The organism is Anaerolineae bacterium (assembly GCA_014360855.1).
In the GTDB taxonomy this organism is placed as follows: domain Bacteria; phylum Chloroflexota; class Anaerolineae; order JACIWP01; family JACIWP01; genus JACIWP01.
Window position 1 is genome coordinate 1 of the sequence record JACIWP010000334.1, and the last position, 2,962, is coordinate 2,962.

Below are 2,962 nucleotides of genomic sequence, written 5' to 3' on the forward strand. Positions count from 1 at the left end.
GACGCGCGCCGTCTGGATCAGGATATCCCGGTACTTATCCGGGTTCTGGTTGAGAGCCTGCACCGCCTTATCATATGCCCGCAGGAAGGCCTTGATGGTGTTGGGGCGATCCTTCAACACCTCGGTGCGGAAGCTGATGACGCTGTGCGAGACCTCCGGATAGGCGGTATCGTCAATGGCGACGCCGGCGCCCTGCAGGATCGCCAGCGAGGCAAAGGGGTCGGGCAGGACGGCCGCCTTCACCTGCCCGCTCATCAGCAGTTCAAAGCGCACCGGAATCTTGGGCACGTTGGTGAAGCGGATATCGCCGGCGGACAGGCCGGCATGCTGGAGCACGCGGTCCGCCACGTAATGCACCACGGTGTTCTCGCCGATGGCGATCTCCACACCCTTCAGCCCCTCCACATCGGTAATGCCGCTGTTCGGCGCGGTGACAATGTAGAACAGAGGCTGGTCGGGGAAGGGCCGGCGGGCCGTGGTCACGATCTTGACCTGCACACTGCCGCCGGCGTTGGTCAACAAAGTGGTCAACACCTCATTAAGCTGACCGTCCAGGCCGCCCGACTGGATGAGCGCATCGCGCTCCGTGCCGCTGGCGACCGGCACCAGTTCCACCTGGATGCCCTCCTGGGTGAAAAAGCCCTCCTGCTGTGCCACGTACATCGGCACCACGTCGGCGATGGGAAGGACGCCGATCTTGAGGGTCTTGGGCTCGGCGGATTTGCCCGGCAGGGCACAGCCGGCGGCCATAATGGCCAGCAGTACCATCACCAGAAATGGGGCAAACCAACGACGATGATGCGTCATCTTGCTCCTCCTTCACCTGCGGGAGATTGGATGCCTTCGCACGCGGCGAGCGTGCGCGCAAAGTGTACCACAAAGGTCCCTTTTTTCGGAAATCCAGATCGGGCGGAAATCCGGGCCGGCCGCCCCAAGGGGACAGCCGGCCCGACGCCCATACTGCCAGGGGTGGGGAAGGTCATGAAACGTGTATGCCAGTTGACAGCCGCGCCCATCCATGGTATAGCTCAAGGGGCACGGCCAGGGGAGGTATCATCGTGAAGCCCTTACGAGGAACGGAACTCAAGCGCTTCCTGCGCGCACAGCCAAAACCGCGCCGGCAGTTGGCGCTGGTACTGCAGAGCGTGGCCTACCCGGTCAACGTCGGTTCCATTTTCCGCATCGCCGACGCCTGCCGCGTGCAGGAACTGCTCCTGACCGGCATCACCCCCACGCCGCCGCACCCCAAAATCACCAAGGTGGCACGCGCCAAGGACCAGCGGGTGCCCTGGCGCTACCTGGAGCGGACGGAAGACGCGGTGATGGAACTGCGGCAGGCCGGCTATCACGTCGTCGCACTAGAGCTGACCGATGCCAGCCGGCCCTATTACGCCTATCCCTACCCGGACAGGGTGGCCGTGGTCGTGGGGAACGAGGACCACGGCGTGACGCGAAGCGTGCTGGAGCTGTGCGATGGGGCGGTCTTTGTGCCCATGTTCGGCAAGGGGCGCTCCCTGAACGTGCACGTGGCCCTGGCGGTGGTCTGCTACCATATTCTGGTCAGCTCCCTGCCGGCATAACTCAGCGCCGGAGCAGGGGCATCCACACCCGATTCCCCCAGACGCCCCATTCATACGCGCCGATGTCGGCCGCCAACCCCTGTGGACGGGGAACGCCGTCGAAATCCACCGCCGGCGCCCAGGCGGTACTGCCGGCGTCAATGGCCGGCGAGTCGGGGCGCAGATGATAATCCCTCGCCGCTGGATCGCGAAATGCCGGGTCAATGGAGGCGCTGTGCCGGCCGTTCCCCGTCTCGATGTACCACAGGCCGGTGTTCAGGTCCAGCCGGCTGTAGTCCACCCGACTGGTGAACGCCGCCTGAATCTCCGAATCCTCCCGGCTGTAGTACAGGTTGTGGTCCTCCCACAGCAGTACGTGCTCGCCAAAGTATACCCCGCTCCCGTTGAAGGCGAAGATGTTGTTGAAGAGGCGCAGTTCGGCGGTCGCCGGCGGATCATAGGCCACGTACATGCCGTAGTCCCCGGTCTCCAGCGCATTGTGCGCCACCACGTTGTTGGTCAGGGTATAAGTGCCGCCGGCCTCCAGCACGACGCCGGCCAGCCCGTTATCGCGGGAGATGCTGTTTTCCAGGGCGGCACCGATGTTCCACAGCTTGATACCGTTGCGGACGTTCCCCCAGGAAAGCACGCGTGACAGGCGCGTCCCTGCCGTCTTGAAATCGAAGCCATCGCCGGCGTTCCGATAGGCCTGACAATGCTCCACGAGAATGTCCTCGCCGGACTCGAAGGCGAAGCCGTCTGCCGCCGTGTTATTCCCTGTGCCGTTGCGGGCGGAGATGGTGTCGCGGATGGTCAGCCGCCGGCAGGGCCCCGGGGAGCAGTCCATGCCCAACAGCGCGTTGTCGTGCAGGTACAGCCCTTCTACCAGCACGTCCTCTACCGTGCTCCCGGGTATCGCAAATTCGGTCAGGCGCAGGGCGGTGTCACAGCCGTAGATCTCCAGGTTGACCAGCTCGATATGGTGGTTATTGCCCCACAGCACCAGCCCGTAGCCCGGGAAGTTGCGGATGGTCAGCCCTTCCAGGCGGATGTAGCTGTGCCCGCCGGCGATAGCGAAGCCGGTGCCCCATTCCAGCCGATATCCGTCCAGGATGGGGCGCTCACCGGGATAGGCGCGAAAGGTGATCGGGGCGCCGGGAGCCCCCGAGCGGCGGGTTTCCACCCATTCCTCGTAGATGCCGCCGCGGATAATAATGGTATCGCCGGCCTGGGCCATCATGGCGGCGTAGTCAATGCTGGCCCAGGGCTGGGCGAAAGTGCCCGGGGAAGCGTTGTTCCCCCAGGGAGCAACGTAATAGGTCGCGCCCTCCGCAAGCGCCTGCCCCTGTGGGAGCACAAGGAGGATCAGCACGATGCAAACGGTTAGCAGAGGGCCGGCCAAC

The 2,962-nt window shown here is 64.4% G+C and carries 3 protein-coding genes; 1 reads left to right on the plus strand and 2 read right to left on the minus strand.

Annotated elements, in window-relative coordinates; genetic code table 11:
• The coding region (locus tag H5T60_13590; GenBank protein MBC7243464.1) for an ABC transporter substrate-binding protein at positions 1 to 807 on the minus strand (807 nt) is incomplete at its 3' end.
• Positions 808 to 1,058: 251 nt separating this feature from the next.
• Here H5T60_13590 and H5T60_13595 point away from each other — a divergent pair.
• Positions 1,059 to 1,580 (plus strand): tRNA methyltransferase, encoded by a 522-nt coding sequence (locus H5T60_13595; protein MBC7243465.1) that lies wholly within the window; start codon positions 1,059 to 1,061, stop codon positions 1,578 to 1,580.
• A 1-nt stretch (position 1,581) separates the two neighbouring features.
• Here H5T60_13595 and H5T60_13600 read toward each other — a convergent pair whose 3' ends face one another.
• On the minus strand, positions 1,582 to 2,931 hold the full coding sequence (locus tag H5T60_13600) for a right-handed parallel beta-helix repeat-containing protein (GenBank protein ID MBC7243466.1): 1,350 nt from the start codon (positions 2,929 to 2,931) through the stop codon (positions 1,582 to 1,584).
• Positions 2,932 to 2,962 lie beyond the last annotated feature (31 nt).